Origin of the sequence: Couchioplanes caeruleus, assembly GCF_023499255.1 — a bacterium.
In the GTDB taxonomy this organism is placed as follows: domain Bacteria; phylum Actinomycetota; class Actinomycetes; order Mycobacteriales; family Micromonosporaceae; genus Actinoplanes; species Actinoplanes caeruleus_A.
Genome location: NZ_CP092183.1, coordinates 1,353,720 through 1,372,491 on the forward strand (window position 1 = coordinate 1,353,720; position 18,772 = coordinate 1,372,491).

Below are 18,772 nucleotides of genomic sequence, written 5' to 3' on the forward strand. Positions count from 1 at the left end.
GTCAGCGGGACGCCCGGCGGACGAAGAGCGCGAGCGTGAAGCCGTCGACGCGCGCCTGGGACATCTGCCGGAACGAGCCGTTCAGCACCGCCTGCTGGGCCGGGGTGAGCTGGTCCGTGGAGCCCGCGCGGCGTCCGGTCTCCAGGTCGTCGCCGCTGAGCGTCCACACCCGGTCCGTGCCCGCCAGACAGGCCGCGGGGCCGGCGCACTCGGTCGCCCACAGCGACGCGTTCGCCACCTCGTCCGACTGCAGCAGGACGTCCTTCGGTACGTCGTCACCCAGGTAGTAGCGCAGGGCGATGTCGGTGAAGTGCCATCCCGCACGCGGCGCGTAGATGATCCCGTCGCCGGGGCGGGACTGGGCGTGGATCATCGCCGCTGCCTGGCGGTAGTCGGAGCCGGAGTGCGTACGGCGGATGTCCTCCTGCAGCGGCAGCCCGATCGCCGCGAGCACCAGCACGGCGGTCAGGCCCAGCGGCAGCCGGAGGTCGGCGAGGGCCCGGCCGGCGAGCGCGCACAGCAGCGGGACGACGAACACGAGGTACCGGCCCACGAACATCGGCGTGACGAGTTGGTCGATCGCGTACAGGGTCAGCACCGGGAGCAGGGCCGACACGAAGAGCAGCGACGCCCGGCGATCCCGGCCGCGCAGCGCCATGAGCGCGAGGGCGCACACCGCGCCGCCGATTACGCCTGACAGGAAGATGGTTCCGGCGACGTCGGCCAGGTCCGCCGGTTCCGCCGGGGACAGCCAGTCGAGCTGGGCGGCGTGCTGGCCCACACCGAGCAGGGTGAACGGGAGGACGCCCGTGGCCGCGACGGCGACACCGGCGAGCCACGCGAACAGGGCTCGCCGCTTGATGACGGCGACGGTCACGGCGTGGCCGAGAAGCAGCAGTAGAGCCAGCTGGTGCGACCACCCCAGGAACAGGACGCTTGTTGCGTACGCGAGCCAGTCCCACCACCGCCCCGAGCCGAGCGCACGGAGCAGGAACAGCGTCGCCGTCACCGCGAACAGGGCGGCCAGGGCGTACCCGCGGGCCTCCTGCCCGTAGCGGGACACCACCGGCATCGCCGCGACGAGCAGCCCGGCGACGAACGCGGCGCGCGGGTCCCACAGCCGCCGGGCGAGCAGCGCGGTCACCGCGGCCGTCGCGGTGGCGGCGAGCATCGACGGCAGCCGCAGCACGAGGATCGAGTCGCCGAACCCCGCCATCACGTGCGCCAGCAGGTAGTACGGCACGGTGACGCCGTCGATGTGCCGGCCGAGCTCGACGATCTGCGGCACCGTCCGATGCGCCGCACTCCACGTCGCCAGCTCGTCGCGCCACGGCCCGGGCGTCCCGGCTCGGACGGCCACGACGACACCCGTCACCATGGCCGGCACGAGCCAGCACAGCCACCGGGTCGGCCGGCGGTCACGGACGGTTGTCCCCGCCGCCGGCTCGGGCCGCGGGGGAGCAAGGGGCGCGAGCGTCTGCACACCCCCAGCGTCGCAGCTCAGCCTGTGCGTCGCTGGTACAGCGCGATAGTTCCCAGCGGTAGCAGCCAGTAGCCGGTACGCCGGTACTCGGCCTCGAACTTCGCCCGCAGCGCGTCGCCCGCGTCGGCCATCGGGTCGCCGGGGTGCCGCGCGCCGACGTACCAGACGCGCTGCGCGTCGAAGCACGTCAGCTCCGGGCACTCGACCGCCTCCAGCGCGCCCGCATCGGCCGCGGACCGGCGCACCAGCAGGTCGGCCGGCTCCGGGCCGTTCCGCAGCTCGTAGTCGAGGCCGGCGCGCAGGGACCACGTACCGATGCGGCCGTAGACCACCCCGTCCCCCGGCCGCTGACCGGCGCGGACGATCGCCGCGGCCCGGCGGAAGTCCATGCCGCCGTGCGCGGCGGGCCCGCGCACCACCTGCTGGGTCTCGAATCCCACGGCCACGACCATGACGAGCGCGACGACGGTACGGCCGGGCAGCCCGCGCAGCGCCACGGCGGCGAGCAGGGCCAGCGGCGCGACGGCGAAGAGCACGTAGCGCGGCACCCACAGCGGCGCGGTGACGAACGAGACCGCGATGAGCAGGGCGGGCGGGAGTGCGGCCAGGGCGGCCATCTCGCCCAGGACCAGCGGTCGTTCCCACCGGGCGGCCAGGGCGAGGCCGACGACGAGCAGGCCCGCGACCGGCGCTCCGAAGATCACCCCGGGGGCGATGAGGATCTGGTGCAGGTCCATCGGCGGGATCCACTCGAGCTGCGTGCCGCGCTGGGCGAGCCCGAGCCGGATCAGCGGCGCGACCAGCACCAGCGTGGCGGCGACCACGGCGGCCCAGCGGATCAGCACGCGCCGGTCGCGTTGCACCGGCACGGCGACGACGTGGCCGCTCAGCACCAGCAAGCCGATCATGTGCGTGTAGCCCAGCAGCGTGAGCGCGAGGCCGTACGCGATCCACCGCGGCCACGTGGGCCTGCCCAGCGCCACGTGCAGCAGAAGCGTCGCGAGGACCGCGAAGCAGAAGGCCATACCGTACGCGCGAGCCTCCTGAGCATACCGCGACAGCTGCGGTACGGCGGCCACGATGAGCCCTGCCGTCAGCCCGATGCCAGGGGTGAACAGGCGCCGTCCGAGCTCGCCGACCAGCCCCACGCCCAGCACCACCGCGATCAGGGACGGCATCCGGATCGCCGCCACCGAGTCCCCGAACACGCCCGTCCAGAAGTGCACGAACAGGTAGTACGGCGCGATGACGCCGTCCATGGTCCGGGCCAGCTCGAGAATCTCCCCCGGCGTACGCGCCGCCGCCGACCACGTCGCGTGCTCGTCCCAGCCCAGCGCCGGCCGGGTCAGCCCGGTCGAGCCGGCGATCAGCATCGCCAGGGCGGGCAGCACCGCGGGGCAGATCAGCGGCCCGATCCGCCTGACCGGCGACGCCTCGGGGGGTGTCTCTTCTGTCCGGGTGAGGGTCGCGGCGGTCACGACGTCCGGTTCTAGCGGTGCCCGGTGAATCGGGGGCGGTGGATGGGGTACCACGAGATGAACGTCGAACCAGGTGTGCGCCGACACACTCCCGCAATCTGGACCGCACTGGCCGAGAATGGCCGCCCGTGAGAGGCTTACCGGCATGACCGCTGCTGTTGACCGCCGCTTCGTGGCCCGTCGCCACGTCGACTACGGCCGCGTCCGCAGCGCGATGTGTCCGGCTTCCTGACGCCGCCCGACTGATTTTCTCGGGCGCGCCCGACGCGCCGGCTTCCTCCAGACACTGATGTCGCGGAACCTGCCGTGAGCGTCGTAGCGTGCCCACGATCTCCGGAGGACCGCCGCCATGGCGCCCAGCAACACCCCCGCAACCCCCGCAGCCCGCCCCCGCAAGGCGCGCGGCGAGGGTCAGTGGGCGCTCGGACACCGTGAACCGCTGAACCCGAACGAGCGGATGAAGAAGGACGACAACCCGCTCAACGTCCGGGCCCGGATCGAGAACATCTACGCCCACACCGGCTTCGCGGGCATCGACCCGCAGGACCTGCGTGGGCGTTTCCGCTGGTGGGGTCTCTACACCCAGCGCAAGGCCGGCATCGACGGCGGCCGTACGGCGGTGCTCGAGCCGCACGAGCTCGAGGACGAGTACTTCATGCTCCGCGTACGCATCGACGGCGGCGCGCTGAGCCTCGAGCAGCTGCGCACGATCGGCCGGATCTCCACCGAGTTCGCCCGCGACAGCGCCGACATCACCGACCGGCAGAACATCCAGCTGCACTGGATCCGCGTCGAGGACATGCCGGAGATCTGGCGCCGGCTCGAGGCGGTCGGCCTGGAGACCACCGAGGCGTGCGGCGACTGCCCGCGTGTCGTGCTGGGCAGCCCGGTCGCCGGCGTCTCGACCGAGGAGGTCGTCGACCCCACCCCGGCGATCGACACGATCGTCGAGCGCTATCTCGGCGACCCGCGCTACTCCAACCTGCCCCGCAAGTTCAAGACGTCGATCTCCTGGCTGGCCGACACGCCGCACGAGGTCAACGACATCGCGATGCTCGGCGTGGTCCACCCGCAGCACGGCCCCGGCTTCGACCTCTGGGTCGGCGGCGGGCTCTCCACCAACCCGCGGCTCGCCGAGCGGCTGGGCGTCTGGGTGCCGCTCGAGGAGATCCCCGACGTCTGGGAGGGCGTCGTCGGCATCTTCCGCGACTACGGCTACCGGCGCCTGCGCAACCGCGCCCGGCTGAAGTTCCTGCTGGCCGACTGGGGCGTGGCGAAGTTCCGCGAGGTGCTCGAGAAGGAGTACCTGGGCCGGGCCCTGATCGACGGTCCGCCGCCGGCGCTGCCCGACAAGCCGGTCGACCACATCGGCGTGCACAAGCAGCGCGACGGACGCAACTACGTCGGTGCCGCCCCGGTCGTCGGCCGCTCCTCCGGCACGCAGCTCACCCAGCTGGCCGACGTGGTGGCGGCGCACGGATCAGACCGGGTGCGCCTGACCCCGTACCAGAAGCTTCTCGTTCTTGACATTGCCGACGACCAGGTGGAACCGCTGATCGCGGGCCTGCGCGGCATCGGACTGGAGGCCCGTCCGTCGGCCTGGCGGCGCGGCACCATGGCCTGCACCGGCATCGAGTACTGCAAGCTCGCGATCGTCGAGACCAAGGCGCGTGGCGAGGAGCTGGTGGCCCGCCTCGAGGAGCGGATCAAGGACTTCGACGCGGACATCTCGATCCACATCAACGGCTGCCCGAACGCCTGCGCCCGCACCCAGGTCGCCGACATCGGGCTCAAGGGCCAGCTGGTCATGAACGCCCACGGCGAGCAGGTCGAGGGCTTCCAGATCCACCTCGGCGGTGGGCTGGGCATGGCGCAGGGCCAGACCGCCGGCTTCGGCCGCAAGGTGCGCGGCCTCAAGGCCACCGCCGAAGAGCTGCCCGGTTACGTCGAGCGGCTCGCCCGTCGATACCTGGAGGGGCGCACCAGCGGCGAGGCCTTCGCCGACTGGGTCGTCCGGGCCGACGAGGAGTTGCTGAAATGAGCGACGCCAGAAGCACCCCGCTGTACTGCCCCTACTGCGGCGAAGAGGACCTCTACCCCAACGAGGCCTCGCACGGAGCGTGGGAGTGCCACTCCTGCGCCCGAGTTTTCACGGTCAAGTTCAACGGGCTGCTTTCCAAGGGAGTGAACCGATGACTGTCGTGACAGCCGCCAACCTAGGACTGGTTTCCCTCGGGGCTCCGGTCACCCCGGCCGACCCTGCCCGCCGGTCCCGCGACGAACTGTCGGCGCTGGCCGCCGAGGGCGCCGCTCTGCTGAAGGACGCGCCGGCCGAGGAGATCGCCCGCTGGGCCGCCTCGACCTTCGGCGAGCGGTTCTGCGTGACCAGCTCGATGGCCGACGCCGTCGTCGCCCACCTGTTCTCCCGGGTCGCGCCCGGCATCGACGTGGTCTTCCTCGACACCGGCCTGCACTTCCCGGAGACGCTCAAGATCCGCGACACGGTCGCCCGCACCATGAACGTCAACGTGCGCTCGATCCGCCCGCGGATGACGGTCGGCCAGCAGGACGGCGAGTTCGGCCCCCGGCTGTTCGCCCGCAACCCCGACGAGTGCTGCTTCCTGCGCAAGGTCGAGCCGCTCGAGCGCGCCCTCGCCGACTACGACTCCTGGGCCACGGGTCTGCGCCGCGACGAGTCCCCGACCCGCGCGAACACCCCGGTGGTGGCGTTCGACGCGAAGAAGGGCAAGGTCAAGATCAACCCGATCGCGGCCTGGACCCAGTCCGACGTGGACCGCTACATCGCCCGCTGGAACGTCCCGGTCAACGAGCTCTTCAAGAAGGGGTACGGCTCGATCGGCTGCTGGCCGTGCACCCGCCGCACGAAGGCCGGTGAGGACCCGCGCGCGGGCCGCTGGGCGATGTTCGAGAAGACCGAATGCGGCCTGCACCTGTGAAGCCGAAGCCGTTCCGGCACTGCAAGGACGAAGCGAAAGTAGCCGTCGTGCTGGTCGCCCACGGCAGCCGGGACCCGCGCGCGGCGCAGGCCACCGAGGCACTGGCGGCCGCGGTGCGGGCCGGGCACCCGGAATGGGACGTCCGCGCGTCGTACCTCGACCACAGCATGCCGCGGCCCCGCCAGGTGCTGGCGTCGTTCGACGCGACCGGCCACCAGCGCGCGGTGATGGTGCCGCTGCTGCTCACGGCCGCGTACCACGGCCGCGTCGACGTTCCGGGCGAGATCAACGCTGCGCGCGCCGAGGGGGTACGGCTGGACGTCGCGCTGGCCGATGTGCTCGGGCCGGTCGGCGGGCGGGTGCCGGAGCTCCTGCTGGACGGACTGGAGTCGAGGCTGCGGTCCGCGGATGCCGGCGATTTGGTGGACGGGGTGGTGCTTGCGGCGGCCGGGACTCGGGACGCCGCGGCTCGCGGGACCGTGGAGCTGACGGCGGCGGCCCTGAGCGCGCGCCTGGGTGTGCCGTGCCGCGTCGCCTATGCCTCGGCCGCCCCGCCGCTTGCCGGGGACGCCGTACGCGATCTTGTCGGGTCGGGGTGCCGGCGGGTGGGGCTGGCGTCGTACTTCCTCGCGCCCGGGCTGCTGTGGGACTCGGCCGTGGCGTCGGCCCGGGAGGCCGGGGTGCGGGTGGTGGCCGAGCCGCTCACCGATGGTGCGGCGGTGGCGGAGCTGGTGGCTGCGCGCGTTGTTGCCGCCGCTCGGACCGAGGCCGCGTACGCCGCCTGAGCGCGGTTCGCCGTTCGGCGGGGCAGTGGCTTGATCGGTCTCGTCCGCGTCTGGCGTCTTGCCCGTTTCTCGCCGTCAGGTTGCCCGCGTGTTCCCGTGCCTTGCGTCCTCGCAGTGCCGTGCGCCCTCGTCGCGTGCGGCCGTGGGCTCGGCTGACCTGTCGGCTTGCACCGCGCGGTGGCCCTCCGGTCGCGTTGCGTCCTCTTGGGCCGGCGCGCTCTCGCGTCGTCGCGGCGGTGGGGCTTGGCCGGGTTACGCCGGGTGGGTGACCGTGCGTTTCCGGGTGGTTGCCTTCGGTCCTGCGGTGGGGCGGGGCTCGTCCACAACGGAGCGTGTGGGTGGGAGAACCAATGGTGTCAACGGTGGTGATGATTTCGAGATCATTTCGCGAAGATCCGTGATCTCATTCATGCCGTGCGTCACCATTGCTTGCCGTAATCGCGTGGAAACGGTCGATGATTCCCGGACAGCACGACGCCCCGGCACCGTCATGGGCCCGGGGCGTGAATGCTGTGAGGGATTAGTCAGGCAGTCGGAGCGCCGACCCGAAGGCCGCCGCGACGCTTCACGGCGCGCCGCTCGTCCTCGCTCATACCGCCCCATACGCCGGCGTCCTGACCGGACTCGAGTGCCCACTGCAGGCAGGACTCGGTCACGGGGCACCGGCGGCACACGGCCTTGGCCTGCTCGACCTGCAGGAGCGCGGGGCCGGACGTCCCGATCGGGAAGAACAGCTCCGGGTCCTCGTCGCGGCAGATCGCATCGTGGCGCCAGTCCATGGCGGCAACACTCCTTGTTTCGGATGGGGTAACGAAATGGTGCGGACTAACTACTTACTTTTATCTGCATACGCCGTGGCGGCCGACGGACTGCGTTCGTCCGGTCACCAGTGCGTGAGCAAGCTTTTGTTCAGGACACCGTTCCGCGTCTTCTGGATTAGGAACGCGGGCGGGCGGCATCCGGTTACTTCATATCGCTTGTGAATGCTTTCACGAACTCCCGCGATGTCAAGGGTAGCGCTCGGAAAATCTCCGAGCGGGTGAGCTAGCTCACGACCCCTTTGTCCGGTTCCGGGGCATCTCCCGGTACCGGCGGATGAACGCTCCCATCAATGTAGTACGGTGCGAGCCGCATTGCCGACCTTTTGGCCGTGATTCTGTAACGGATCGTGAGCGGCGACCCGTCCCGACCTACCCAGTCCTCAGCAGATCACACGTAGCGCCTGGGGGACGGACAGAAAGTGCACCTTCTGACGCTCGCCCAGGTAGTCGCCGTCGAGCTGGAACGCCTGGGGGCGGGTGGCGACCACCGTGAACTCCGCCTGGTCGTGCAGCCGGAGCACGTGGCGCCCCCGCGGATCCGGGTGGCGAGCCGTCATCTGCGTCACTGTGCGTGTTGTTGTCGCCACGCCTAGGCTACGAAGGGCCAGTACGTCAAGTCCCCGGTCGAACGAGGCGTCCGGGTTGGGATTGATCGGACGGTCGCCCACATACGTCCACGGGGCGGTGTTCTGGATGATGACGGTCCCCAGCCCCGAATCCGCTTCCTCGCCCGGGCGCTCGATCGTCAGGGGCGGCGCTTTGCGGTCCTCGCCCGACAACACCTGGCCGATCAGCGACCGTACATAAAGGCCCGGGGTGGATGTCCGCCCGCGCAACCGGGCCTGCTCGACCCGCCGGGTCACCGCGGCGTCGAGCCCCATCCCGGCGGTGAAGGTGAAATAGCGGTCGTCCGCGCGGCCGAGTCCGATCACGCGGTGCCGTCCCGAACGCAACCCGTCCAGGATCACGCCGGTGCCCTCGACCCAGTCGCGGGGGAGCCCGAGCGCGCGGGCGAAGACGTTGGTGGAGCCGCCGGGGACCACCGCGAGCGCCGGCAGCCGGAAAGCCGGAGAGGTGCCCCGCGAGGTGAGACCCGGCTCGGCGGTCATCAGCCCGTTGACCGCCTCGTTCACCGTACCGTCGCCGCCCAGCGTCACCACGACGTCGACGCCGCTCTCGGCGGCGGCCCGGGCCAGCGACGTGGCGTGCCCGCGCTTCAGCGTGTACTCCACCGTCAGCTCGACCTCGCTGCGCAGGGCGCGGACCAGCACGTCTCGGCTGCGCTCACTCGTCGTGGTGGCCTTGGGGTTAACCACCAGTAACGCTCGCATGCGCGGCACTGTACCCCTCAAGACCCCGCTGAGCTGGCCGGTATCGTACAGCGGTGACTTCCCCCGCGACCCTGGTCTGGGCGGTACGCCTGCTGCTCGCCGAGGCGGTGGGGCTCATCGTGCTCACGGCGTACCTGATGGTGCTCGACGTGACCGCCGACGCCGGCAGCCTCGGGGTGGCGATCTCCCTCACCGTGCTCGCGGCCATCGGCGCCGCGGCGGTCTTCCTGGTCAGCCGCGCGCTGGCGCGGCGCTCCCCCCGGGCGCGCGGGCCGGCGATCGTGGTGCAGTTGTTCATCATCGCGTCCGGCGGTTTCCTGCTGCAGACGGGACCGGCCTGGGCGGGTGCGCTGATGATGGCGCTGGGCGTGGGAGTGGCGCTGCTGTGCCTGCTGCCGCCGACGACCCGGGCGCTCGGCCTCGACTGACGGCGCTCTCCTGCTCGCCCGTCCTACTCAGTCGGTGGGCGTGTGCTCTCGGGATTTCGGTCGTGTTCTACTCAGCGCCCCGTGGCTTGTCCCGCCCGCTTACTCAGGGTCGTGGCCTGTGGTGGGACGGCTCCCGGGTGTCGTCCATCAGCACTTCCCACCTGCGGCTGAGGGCCTACTCTGAGAGTCGGATCACAAGGGGGTGAGGGGCTTGACCGGATCGACGGTGCGTCCGCCGGCATACCAGCTTCTGGCGGACGAGCTGCGGGCGGAGATCACATCCGGCCGGCTGCAGCCCGGCGAGCGTCTGCCACCGGAGCCCGAGCTGTGCGTACGCTCCGGCGTCAGCCGCAGCACCGTCCGCGAAGCCCTCCGGCTCCTCGCCAGCCAGCATCTGATCGTGACGACCCGCGGCGTCACCGGCGGCAGCTTCGTCGCCCACCCCGACGCCGAACAGCTCTCCGAAGGCCTGTCCACCGGCCTGACCCTGCTCACCAACTCCGCCGAGGTGGGCTTCGCCGACCTGCTCGAACTCCGCCGGGCGCTCGAGGTGCCGGCGGCCGGACTCGCGGCGCAACGACGTACCGACGCCCAGCTCATCGAGCTGCGCGGCGCCATGTTCGACCCCGACCTCGACGAACTCGAGACGATGCTGGCGGCCCACGCGGCCTTCCACTCGGCGATGGCGTCGGCGACCGGCAACCCGCTGTACGAGCTGGTCACCCGGCCGCTCTACCACGTGACGTACGGGGAAGAGGTCGTGGAGGCGCTGCCCGACGGGTATTGGACGCGGATCGATGCGGACCATCGCGAGTTGCTGACCTGCGTGAAGAACCGCGATCCGGCGGCTGCGATGGAGGTCGGTCGGCGGCACCTGGACTACATCGCGGAGGCGAACAAGCAGTAGGGCGCCTTGGTTGCCCGGGGCCGCTTCGATCGTCCGGCCTGGTGGCGCTTGCCGCTCGACGGCGCTTGCCGCTCGGGCGGCGCTTGCGCCTGCCGCTTGGTCCGCTTGCCGCCGCTCCGGCTCGCTTGCCGCTACTCCACCGGGCCGCCGCTCCGCGGCGCTCGGGCGGGTGTCAGTTCTCGGTGCGGCGGGTGAGGAGGCGGATCGTGGCGTGCCGGCCGGTCGCTTCCGCCGACGCTGACGTGGTCAGCGCCGTCAGTACCTTCCACGCGAAGGAGGACTCGGACGGCAGGCGTGCGCCCCGTACCGTCGTGACCGTGACCTCGACGGTGAGCGCGTCGTCGGTCACGGCGAAGCGGCATTCGAGCTCGGCGCCGCGGGTCGCGATGGCGAGCAGCATCGCGCACGCCTCGTCGACCGCGATGCGCAGGTCCTCGATCTCGTCGAGGGCGAAGTGCAGGCGCGCCGCCAGGCCTGCCGTCGCGGTGCGCAGCACCCCGAGGTAGCCGCCGTCGGCGGGCACGGTGAGCAGCACGACGTCGTCCCCGAACGCCGGCTCCGAATGTGTGGTCTGCAGCTGAGTCACCGGCCCCATCCTCCCGATGGACGAGACTCTAGCGCCTGACGGCCGGTGCGCGCTGGGCGAGTCAGTCCTCCGGGGCCATCGCTTCGTGGCCGGCTAGCCGGTCGCATCGGCCACCGGCCTCTGATCTTCCAGCCCCAGGAACGAGAAGAGCTGGGTGAATCGGAGCGCGGCCGGTGCCGGCAGCGCCGGAATGTTCCGCTCGCGCAGCTCCCAGGAACGCCGGATCGCCGCGGTCAGGCCGCTGACCGCCTCCTGCGGTGTGAGCGGCCCGGCGCCCAGGTCACCGGCCTCCCGCCGTTGCCGGGCGAAGAAGGCGGCAGCTGTGCTGGAGAGATCGAGCGTGTGCCCGAGCACCTCAGCGCTGCGTATGCCCATGAGCAGTGTGCGGTCGGGCTGCGGGTTGCTCAGGCACCACGTCAGCAACGAGCCCCCGATGCTTCCCAACGCCGATTCGACGTGGTGGGCGGTCGGCGTGTCGTCCTCCCGGAGATCCGACAGGGAGACGGCGGCGAGCCACACGTTGACGTGCCTGCGGCCGAGCGACCCCTCGGCGCTGGACCACTCGAAGTAGAAGACACGCAGCTTGCCGGCCTTCTTGCCGTCGGCCATGTCGGCCGCCCCGAAGGCCACGCTTTCGCACAGGGCCGCCGCCTCGTCCGGGGCTCCCGACTTGCGCAGGACGATGGCGAGGTTGTGGACGTACGACAGCACGTTCGGATCAGCGTCGACGGCGGCCCGGGCGGCGGCTATCGCCCCGCTCTCGTCCCCTGCGTCGTACAGGGTCCGGCCCAGATGGGTGAAGTTCTCATAGCCTCGGACGAACCCGTGCCGCCCGACCTCCATGACGGCCCGCACGAGCTCGGCGTACAGCTCGTCCCTGGGTATGTTGAACCGCTGGGCGATGCGCATCGCCGCCTCGGCGATCATGCGGTGTCTCGTCAGGATGGCGCCGCCCGCCTTGGTGACGACGGATTCGTCGGCCAGGGGGTGGACGACGAGTGAGGACACCTCGCCGCGGCCCACACCCATCAGCTCGGCCAGAATCGCCGGCGAGAGATCGGTGATGCCGAGCGCGTGCGTCGCCGCGATGAACGAGAAGGCGGTCAACAGGCTCTTCCGCTCGCCGACGCGGCGGCCGTGGAGGCGGCGCATGAGCAGGAGGATGTGGTTGTCGAAGCCGTCCGCGTACCGCACGCGAAGCATGGCGCCGAGGAAGGCGCCGTCCTTCACCGACTCCTCGTTCGCGGCCTCGCAGAGCTGCTCGACCTGCGCGGCGCGATCGTCGAGCTGGTCCAGTGCGCCCAGGCCCGCGGAACCGTACGCGGCCCACGAACCCACTATGGCGTCGGCATCGTCCCGGCTCAGGCCCTTCAGTTCGAGGTGCCGATACCCCAGAAGATTTCCCCACGGGTAGGTGTCACCCTTGGCGCCGTGCCAGTCCACCGTCCTGGCGCCGACCAGGAAGTGGATGTCCGCACGGCGAATCGTGGACGCGATCCGGTAGAGATCGTGCGCGATCTCCTCGCCGTCGTCGGTGACGAGCAGGTAGGGTCCGGCGTTGCGCGGCAGCCGGGAGATGCTCTGCGCGTCGAGACGCCCTTCCGGCTCCCGCCAGTAGACGTTCCAGTCCGGCTCCCGGGCCACCTCGACGGCCGTTTGCATCAGCGCTGTCGTCTTGCCCTCGCCGCTGGGGCCGAGCAGCAAGCGCAGCTTGCCGACCCTCGCCGTGCGGCTGGTGCCCTTGACATCGGCGATCAGCTCATCGACGACGGACCGCCGTACGATCCGGTCGGAGGAGACATCGCACCACGTCGGCGGGCGCCCGTCGAAGAACCGCAGGATGTCGTCGCGGTCGGGATCATCGCTGTCGTCCGCGCGTACGGGCTCCCAGTCCATCGGTGCGTCACACGCCGGGCAGAGTTTTGTGGATCTCCTCCAGCGACTGGGCCAGCTGTGCCGCCTGCGCCGCGGTGGGCGCGGCGATCGCGAACAAGCCGGACAGACTCTGCAAGCTGCTGCGAATGACGCCCATCTTCGGACGGCTGGAGGCCGCCTGGCTCTCGATGGTGCCGATGTCGGCCTCGGCCTCGGCCACGTCGTCCTCGCCGAGCCCCACCTCAGGCAGCGCCTGACGGGCAACGGCGAGCAGCTCCTTCAACTTCTCCAGGTCGAACTCGGCGGGCTTGTCGTGCACCGTGCTGTGCGACGTGCCCTGCTGGATCGTCGAGCCCACCATCATGCCCACGTGCACCACGTTGATGCGCGGCGCGAAGTGCTCCGTCGGCTCATCCGGCTTCCGGGCCGATTCCTCGACCTCCACGACACCGCGGTGGGTGATGGAGATCAGGCCCCCGAAGGCGCTCCGCGCGACGAGCCCCTCCTCGACGAGGTAGTCGACGATCGCGGGGGCCTCGGCGACCGGGATGCCCGCCTCGGCGGTGACCTCAGCGGTGTCCACGGAGACGGTGCGGTCGCCATCGGTGATCCGGTACAGGTGGTCCATGAACAGGAGCCGACGTTCGCGCTTCTCTTCAATGGACATGGCGCTCCATCCGGGTCATCGAGCACTCCCCGCTGCCCAGCGGTGAGGGAAACGATCGTACTCGAGCGATGACAGCCGGTGTGCTTGTTGGCCGCTCCCGCGTCCGCTGTACCTCGGATTCCAGGCGACTCGGGGCGTCGGGGCTTCGGCGGGGTTGTTTCGTGCTGCCGGAGGCGTCGGGGAGCGGCCCGGTCAGGACGGTGTTGTCGTTCCGCGCTGGGCGAGTCGCTCCAGAGCGGCGCCGGTCAGCCGGTAGGGGAGCCAGTTCTCGGTGACCGAGGCACCGATCGCGGCGTAGAAGTCCGCTGCCGGGTTCCAGTCGAGCATCACCCACTCGAGGCGGCGGTAACCCCGTTCGACGCAGATCAGGGCGAGCTCGGCGAGCAGCGCGGCGCCGGCGCCCGTACCGCGATGGTCCGGGCTGACGTAGAGATCTTCCAGGTAGATCCCGTGTACGCCCTCCCAGGTGGAGAAGTTCAGGAACCACAGGGCGAAGCCGTGAGGTGTGTCGTCCTCGCCGACCGCGACGTGCCCGAACAGGGCCGGACGATCGCCGAAGAGCGCGGAGGTCAGCTGGTCGTCGGTCAGGTGGCACGACTCGGGTTCGCGTTCGAACTCGGCCAGTTCGTGCACCATCGCAACGACGGCCGGCACGTCCTGGGGACGTACCGGCCGTATGGTCGCCGGGCTCACGCCTGCTTGGTCTCCCAGAAGATCTTGGAGATCTCCTCGATCTTCGCGAGCAGCTGGTCGCCGACGGCCGGGTCCATCGAGCCCTTGGCACCGGAGGCGCCGGCCAGCTTGGTGGCCTCGTTGAACAGCTGGTTGAGCTGCGGGTACTTCTCGAAGTGCGGAGCCTTGAAGTAGTCGGTCCACAGCACCCACAGGTGGTGCTTGACCAGGTCGGCCCGCTGCTCCTTGATCATGATGGCGCGGGTACGGAACTCGGGGTCGGTGTTCGCCTGGTACTTCTCGGCGATGGCCTTCACCGACTCCGCCTCGATGCGGGCCTGCGCGGGGTCGTAGACCCCACACGGCAGGTCGCAGTGCGCGCTGACGATAGTGCGCGGCGTGAAGATACGCGGAAGTCGCATCAGGACCCCTCCATGAGTTTGCGATGATCCGGTCCTGACACTACCCCTTACATCCGGACCCATACTCGACCGCGGGATTGATGCCATGAGGTTGCAACTGCCGCTCTTCGCCGTACTGGTGCAGGGCCCCTCCATGGCGCCGACGCTCCGCTCCGGAGATGCCCTGGTCGTGCGCCGGACCGAGCGCGTGCGGGCAGGCGACGTCGTGGTCGCCCGCTTCCGTTCGCGGCCGGACCTGCTGGTCGTCAAGCGTGCCGTACGGGCCCAGGACCAGGGCTGGTGGTTACACGGCGACAACGAGTTCGTCACCGACGACTCGCGGGCGTACGGGGTGGCGGATGTCATCGGACGCGTTGTGTTTCGCTACTGGCCCCGGCCCGGTCGGCTAAGTTAATGTCCGGTAACCGCAGCACACCGAAGTCTTGCGGTTGCTTCACCGGGTGACCCCCGCATCGCACGTCGGTCCGCGCAGACTCGCGCATCACGACCGGCTGGCCCTCCGACGTCCGCCCGCGCGCCCCGCGCCGCGGCACCCCGACGTCGACGCTCTCCTCCGATGCGTGTCTGGAGCCCTTGTGTCCTTCTTCAGTTTCGAGCTCGACCCTGCCCTGGCCGCGGACCCCGTCTTCGACCTGCACAAGCACGGCAAGATGGCGATCACGCCCACGGTTCCCCTGGCCAGCCGCGACGACCTGTCGCTGGCCTACACCCCGGGCGTCGCCCGGGTCTGCACCGAGATCGCCTCCTCGCCGTCGCTCTACTACGACTACACCTGGACCGGAAACACGGTCGCAGTGGTCACCGACGGTTCGGCCGTGCTGGGCCTGGGCAACATCGGTCCTCGCGCGGCGATGCCCGTCATGGAGGGCAAAGCGGTGCTGTTCAAGCAGTTCGGCGGCGTCGACGCGGTGCCGATCTGCCTCGACACGCAGGACGTCGAGGGCATCGTCGCCGTGGTCAAGGCACTCGGCCCGTCCTTCGGCGGCATCAACCTCGAGGACATCAGTGCCCCCCGCTGCTTCGAGATCGAGCGCCGCCTCGACGAGGCCCTCGACATCCCCGTCTTCCACGACGACCAGCACGGCACGGCCATCGTCGTGCTCGCCGCGCTGCGCAACGCGGTGAAGCTGCTGGGCCGCCGCCTCCCCGACCTGCGCGTCGTGGTGAGCGGCGCCGGCGCGGCGGGAGTCGCGATCACCGACACGCTCATCGCCGCCGGCGTCCAGGGCGCCAACATGATCGTCTGTGACTCCCAGGGCATCATCCACGCCGACCGGCCCGGACTCACCGGAGCGAAGGCCGCGCTGGCGGAGCAGACGAACTACTCCGGGCGTACGGGAGGGATCAAGGAGGCGCTGATCGGCGCCGACGTCCTCGTCGGCGTGTCGGGCGGCTCCATCCCGGAGACCGCGCTCGCGGGCATGGCACCGGGCGCCATCATCTTCGCGCTCGCCAACCCCACCCCCGAGGTCCCGCCGGCGATCGCCCACAAGTACGCGGCGGTCGTGGCCACCGGCCGCAGCGACTTCCCCAACCAGATCAACAACGTGCTGGCGTTCCCGGGCATCTTCCGCGGTGCGCTGGACGCCCGGGCCACCCGGATCACGGCCGGCATGAAGGTCGCCGCGGCGGAGGCGATCGCCGAGGTGGCGGCCGGCGAGCTGCGCGCCGACGCCATCGTGCCGTCGGCGCTGGACCCGCGGGTCGCCCCAGCGGTGGCGGCAGCGGTCGCACGGGCCGCCGAACGGGACGGGGTCGCGCGGATCGCTGTCCCGGCCGAGATGCCGGTGATCCCGGCGCCGGCTGCGGTCAGCTCGCCCGGGGCGGTGTTCTCCGCGAGCGGGACCGTGGCCTCCAGCTGAGCTTGCTGTTGCATTTTCGTGGTCCGGCCCGGCGGCCTTAGCCGGGCCGGACGCGTTTCCACCGCTTCCGGCCCTGTTCGTCGTCGCTTCCATGCCGGGCTCATCCCTTCCCCGCTGGTTCGGCCCGTTTCCGCTGCTTTTCAGCCCGTTCCCCTGCTCTCCGGGCTGGGCCCTGTTCCGGGCTGGGCCCTGTTTCGGGCTGGGCCCTGTTTCGGGCTGGTCCCTGTTTCGGGCTTGACCCTGCTTCGGGCTGTGCCCTGCTCCGGCCCATCCCCCCGCTTCGGCCCGTCCAGCATGCCGTGCCTCGCCGACGGCCCCGGCACTTATCCACAGAGCGAGGGATTGCCCTTCTTCCCGCTCGTGGTCCTCCACAGGGGGTCCCGCCGGTTCTCCGCCGCCTGCCCAGGTCAACGGGCCGCCGTTGTCCACAGGACCGCATTCGGGCTGCCTGCTCGCCGGCCTTGTCCACAGGGTCGGCCGAGTGGGTGGCGTGCACTCCGGGCGGTGACTAGCGTTCCTGGCATGCGCGCCGCCTACGCCAGTGCCACGAAACCGGACGAACCGCTCGCCGCCCTCACGGTCGGCGATCTCCCCGAGCCTTCACCGCCCGAGGGCTGGGTGACGGTCGACATCCGCGCCAGCTCGCTCAATCACCACGAGCTCTGGTCGCTGCGCGGCGTGGGGCTCCCCGCCGACCGGCTGCCCATGATCCTCGGCTGCGACGCGTCCGGTGTGGACAGCGACGGAAACGAGGTCGTCGTCTATCCGGTGATCGAGGACAAGGAGGACCCGCGCGGCTTCTCGCTACTCTCCGAGCGCTGGCCGGGCACCCTCGCGGAGCGCGTGGCCGTGCCGGTGGGCAACCTCGTGCCCAAGCCGGCCGGCATCTCGTTCCTCGACGCGGCATGCCTGCCGACCGCGTGGCTCACGGCGTACCACATGCTCACGACACGTGGCCGCGTCGACGACGCGGAAGCGGTCCTGGTCCAGGGAGCCGGTGGCGGCGTCGCGACCGCCGCGGTGATCCTGGCCGCGGCCCTCGGCAAACGGGTGTACGCGACGAGCCGCGACGCAGCCAAGCGGGAAAGAATCGCCGAGCTGGGCGCGACGGCCGTCGAACCGGGCGCCCGCCTGCCGGAACGCGTCGACGTGGTCATCGAGTCCGTCGGAGCTCCCACCTTCGAGCACTCGCTGAAGTGCTCCGCCCCGGGCGCCCGGATCGTCGTGTGCGGCGCGACGGGCGGCCCCTTCCCGAAGGTCGATCTGCGCCGGGTCTTCATGATGCAGCTCGAGATCCTGGGCAGCGCCATGGGCACCGCTGAGGAGCTCGCCAAGCTGCTGGACCTGTGCGTCGCGCAGGAGATCCGGCCGGTCATCGACTCGACGTATGGATTCTCGGCGGTGGCGGACGCCTTCGCCCGGCTGAACTCGGGGGAGGTGTTCGGGAAGGTCGCGGTGGACCACCTGCACTGAGGGCAGCTCCCCGCCGGCTGTCGCTGAGCCAGCCGGCGACTGCGCCGCCGGGCGGTGACTGCGCCGCCGGGCGGTGACTCGGTTGGCGGCGGGACGACGTCAGAGGTTGTCGCGGAGGTTGTTCGTGGCTGCGAGTCGTCTTCTTGCCGACGCGTCGCCGTAGAGGGACCAGCGCAAGAAGTCGGTGGTGGTCGTCGTGACGCGGGCGAAGTCGGGACCGCTGGTGGTGACGTGGCCGCCCTGGGGCAGGGTCAGCAGCGCCTTGGGCCGGGGCACCGCGTTGAAGGCTGCGAGGCCGTCGGCGTACTGGACGGTCTTGTCCAGCTTGCCGTGGACGAACAGCACCGGGAGTGGCGGGCCCTGGAAGGCGGCGGGCAGCAGTTGACGGCCGGCGAGCACCACGGCGGCGGTCAGCCTCTTGTCGCGGTTGCCGGACAGCATGCCCAGCGTGGTGACGCCGCCGCCCGAATGGCCGGCCGCGGCGACGTGTTCCTCGTCGAGGCGGTTCTCGAGCGGGTCGCCCCTCTTGCGGTTGAGGGCGAGCACTTCGGTGAGCACGTACGAGGCGTCCGCCGGCTGATTGATCAGGTCGAGCACGGTGAAGTCGGCGGCTCCTCGGGACGTGTGCGGGTACGCGGCGCCGGCCACCACGAACCCTGCCCGCGCCCAGCGCCTCAGCAGGGACGCGTAGTCCTCGGGGCGGCTCGTCAGGCCATGGCTGAAGACGATCACCGGGTACGGGCCGTCGCCGGTTGCCGGGTACCAGATCGTGGTCGGCAGCGGCCGGTCCTTGCCCCGGCTGAGCTTCAGTTTGCGTACGCGTACAGGAAGGGCCTGATCCGGCGCTTCGGAGGCTGCGGGTTCAGGCGGAGCCGAGGAGGCGAGCTGCTGCCGGGCCGTGGGCGGCGTGCCGGCGCTGGGTGAGGCTGCCGGGTGGCCGCCGTCATTCGCGGAGCAGGAGGTGAGCGCCATTGCGACCGCTGTCAACAACGCGGCGGTACGGCGGCTCATGACCTTCATTCTGC

The 18,772-nt window shown here is 70.8% G+C and carries 18 protein-coding genes; 8 read left to right on the forward strand and 10 right to left on the reverse strand.

Going from position 1 to position 18,772, the window contains the following annotated elements:
• Position 1: 1 nt before the first annotated feature.
• Together COUCH_RS06505 and COUCH_RS06510 are read right to left on the reverse strand one after the other, a co-directional pair.
• The gene (locus COUCH_RS06505; protein WP_249611191.1) at positions 2 to 1,483 is read right to left on the reverse strand and encodes a glycosyltransferase family 39 protein; all 1,482 of its coding nucleotides are present in this window, start codon (positions 1,481 to 1,483) and stop codon (positions 2 to 4) included.
• Between the two features lie 17 nt (positions 1,484 to 1,500).
• Entirely contained in the window at positions 1,501 to 2,961 is a 1,461-nt protein-coding gene (locus tag COUCH_RS06510) for a glycosyltransferase family 39 protein (RefSeq protein WP_249611192.1), read from the reverse strand.
• 349 nt (positions 2,962 to 3,310) lie between these two features.
• Here COUCH_RS06510 and COUCH_RS06515 point away from each other — a divergent pair, with 349 nt between their 5' ends.
• The 3 genes from COUCH_RS06515 (at position 3,311) to COUCH_RS06525 (ending at position 6,703) form a co-directional block, all read left to right on the forward strand.
• Positions 3,311 to 5,002 carry a nitrite/sulfite reductase gene (locus COUCH_RS06515; RefSeq protein ID WP_249611193.1) on the forward strand — a complete coding sequence of 564 codons (1,692 nt, stop codon included), beginning with the start codon at positions 3,311 to 3,313 and terminating at the stop codon, positions 5,000 to 5,002.
• Positions 5,003 to 5,153: 151 nt separating this feature from the next.
• Positions 5,154 to 5,918: a phosphoadenylyl-sulfate reductase gene (locus COUCH_RS06520; protein WP_249611194.1), complete on the forward strand. Its 765-nt coding sequence runs from the start codon at positions 5,154 to 5,156 to the stop codon at positions 5,916 to 5,918.
• Entirely contained in the window at positions 5,900 to 6,703 is an 804-nt protein-coding gene (locus COUCH_RS06525) for a sirohydrochlorin chelatase (RefSeq protein ID WP_249611195.1), read from the forward strand. The genes COUCH_RS06520 and COUCH_RS06525 overlap by 19 nt, the downstream gene beginning before the upstream one ends.
• A 524-nt stretch (positions 6,704 to 7,227) precedes the next feature.
• On the opposite strand, the gene COUCH_RS06530 is transcribed toward COUCH_RS06525, so the two are convergent.
• Together COUCH_RS06530 and COUCH_RS06535 are read right to left on the reverse strand one after the other, a co-directional pair.
• Positions 7,228 to 7,482, reverse strand: a complete 255-nt coding sequence (locus tag COUCH_RS06530) for a WhiB family transcriptional regulator (protein WP_043524653.1) — start codon at positions 7,480 to 7,482, stop codon at positions 7,228 to 7,230.
• Positions 7,483 to 7,904: 422 nt separating this feature from the next.
• Positions 7,905 to 8,855 carry a diacylglycerol/lipid kinase family protein gene (locus tag COUCH_RS06535; RefSeq protein WP_249611196.1) on the reverse strand — a complete coding sequence of 317 codons (951 nt, stop codon included), beginning with the start codon at positions 8,853 to 8,855 and terminating at the stop codon, positions 7,905 to 7,907.
• 53 nt (positions 8,856 to 8,908) lie between these two features.
• On the opposite strand from COUCH_RS06535, the gene COUCH_RS06540 reads away from it, so the two are divergent.
• Together COUCH_RS06540 and COUCH_RS06545 are read left to right on the forward strand one after the other, a co-directional pair.
• Positions 8,909 to 9,283, forward strand: coding sequence for a hypothetical protein (locus tag COUCH_RS06540; RefSeq protein WP_249611197.1), 375 nt, complete (start codon positions 8,909 to 8,911; stop codon positions 9,281 to 9,283).
• Positions 9,284 to 9,494: 211 nt separating this feature from the next.
• Positions 9,495 to 10,190: a FadR/GntR family transcriptional regulator gene (locus COUCH_RS06545; protein WP_249611198.1), complete on the forward strand. Its 696-nt coding sequence runs from the start codon at positions 9,495 to 9,497 to the stop codon at positions 10,188 to 10,190.
• A gap of 172 nt (positions 10,191 to 10,362) precedes the next feature.
• Here the strand turns inward: COUCH_RS06545 and COUCH_RS06550 are convergent, their stop codons facing one another.
• The 5 genes from COUCH_RS06550 to sodN form a co-directional block, all read right to left on the reverse strand.
• Positions 10,363 to 10,776, reverse strand: coding sequence for an ATP-binding protein (locus COUCH_RS06550; RefSeq protein ID WP_430640895.1), 414 nt, complete (start codon positions 10,774 to 10,776; stop codon positions 10,363 to 10,365).
• 93 nt (positions 10,777 to 10,869) lie between these two features.
• A complete protein-coding gene (locus tag COUCH_RS06555; protein WP_249611199.1) occupies positions 10,870 to 12,672 on the reverse strand; it encodes a hypothetical protein in 1,803 nt (600 codons plus the stop codon).
• 7 nt (positions 12,673 to 12,679) lie between these two features.
• Complete coding sequence (locus COUCH_RS06560; protein ID WP_249611200.1) at positions 12,680 to 13,318, reverse strand: hypothetical protein; 639 nt, start codon at positions 13,316 to 13,318, stop codon at positions 12,680 to 12,682.
• Between the two features lie 192 nt (positions 13,319 to 13,510).
• Positions 13,511 to 13,954: a GNAT family N-acetyltransferase gene (locus tag COUCH_RS06565; RefSeq protein WP_249613593.1), complete on the reverse strand. Its 444-nt coding sequence runs from the start codon at positions 13,952 to 13,954 to the stop codon at positions 13,511 to 13,513.
• 53 nt (positions 13,955 to 14,007) lie between these two features.
• The gene (gene sodN, locus COUCH_RS06570) at positions 14,008 to 14,412 is read right to left on the reverse strand and encodes a superoxide dismutase, Ni (protein ID WP_249611201.1); all 405 of its coding nucleotides are present in this window, start codon (positions 14,410 to 14,412) and stop codon (positions 14,008 to 14,010) included.
• An 85-nt stretch (positions 14,413 to 14,497) separates the two neighbouring features.
• Here sodN and COUCH_RS06575 point away from each other — a divergent pair, with 85 nt between their 5' ends.
• The 3 genes from COUCH_RS06575 (at position 14,498) to COUCH_RS06585 (ending at position 17,747) form a co-directional block, all read left to right on the forward strand.
• Positions 14,498 to 14,806, forward strand: coding sequence for a S26 family signal peptidase (locus tag COUCH_RS06575; protein WP_249611202.1), 309 nt, complete (start codon positions 14,498 to 14,500; stop codon positions 14,804 to 14,806).
• A gap of 256 nt (positions 14,807 to 15,062) precedes the next feature.
• Complete coding sequence (locus tag COUCH_RS06580; RefSeq protein WP_249613594.1) at positions 15,063 to 16,274, forward strand: NAD(P)-dependent malic enzyme; 1,212 nt, start codon at positions 15,063 to 15,065, stop codon at positions 16,272 to 16,274.
• Positions 16,275 to 16,796: 522 nt separating this feature from the next.
• Positions 16,797 to 17,747 (forward strand): zinc-binding dehydrogenase, encoded by a 951-nt coding sequence (locus COUCH_RS06585; protein WP_249611203.1) that lies wholly within the window; start codon positions 16,797 to 16,799, stop codon positions 17,745 to 17,747.
• 99 nt (positions 17,748 to 17,846) lie between these two features.
• On the opposite strand, the gene COUCH_RS06590 is transcribed toward COUCH_RS06585, so the two are convergent.
• The gene (locus COUCH_RS06590; RefSeq protein WP_249611204.1) at positions 17,847 to 18,758 is read right to left on the reverse strand and encodes an alpha/beta hydrolase family protein; all 912 of its coding nucleotides are present in this window, start codon (positions 18,756 to 18,758) and stop codon (positions 17,847 to 17,849) included.
• Between the last annotated feature and the right edge of the window lie 14 nt (positions 18,759 to 18,772).